1 protein-coding gene is annotated in these 648 nt (G+C 56.6%); it reads left to right on the top strand.

All coding sequences use genetic code 11. The annotated features are described in order from the left end of the window. On the top strand, window positions 1–648 hold a 648-nt coding region (locus tag ACXJ5O_RS29075), incomplete at both ends, for a multiheme c-type cytochrome (RefSeq protein WP_457302930.1).

Here is a 648-nt window from a genome sequence, read left to right as displayed (position 1 = left end):
GACCGCACCGAGGGACCGGACGGCAAGCAGGCAGAATTTGAAGTAAAATACACTTTTGCCTATGAACCGCTTCAGCAATATCTTGCCGATATCGGCGGTGGCAGGCTGCAGGCTCTTGACCTCGCATGGGATACGGAAAAACAGCAATGGTTCTGGCTGGGTGACGGCAAACCGGCAAAGCCGGGATCCACATTTCATTGGACGGGGCCGTTCTACCGCTGGAATCGCACCTGCATCGACTGCCACTCCACCGACCCCCGGGCCAATTTCCAGCCCGAGACAAACGAATATAAATCGTCCTATGTCGCCACGAGCATCGGCTGTCAGTCTTGTCACGGCGCGGGCGCAAAACACGTCGCATGGGCCGAGGAAAAATCCCGAGATGCCAAGATGTCCACTCCCTCAAATCTTGGACTATCTAAGGTCGATGCGAGTGCCTGCTTAGCGTGCCACGCAAGACGCACCAAGCTTCTTGATGGCTATCAGCCCGGAAAGCCCTTCCTCGACTATTTCTCCCCGGCACTGCTGCGTCCGGACCTTAATTTTTCCGACGGGCAGATACTCGACGAGGTGTTCGAGTACGGCTCCTTCCAGCAGAGCAAGATGGCAAGAGCGGGCGTAACCTGCCTTGACTGCCACACGCAGCAT

This window comes from Phyllobacterium sp. P5_D12 (genome assembly GCF_054049495.1).
This window is presented reverse-complemented; position numbering and strand designations above follow the sequence as displayed.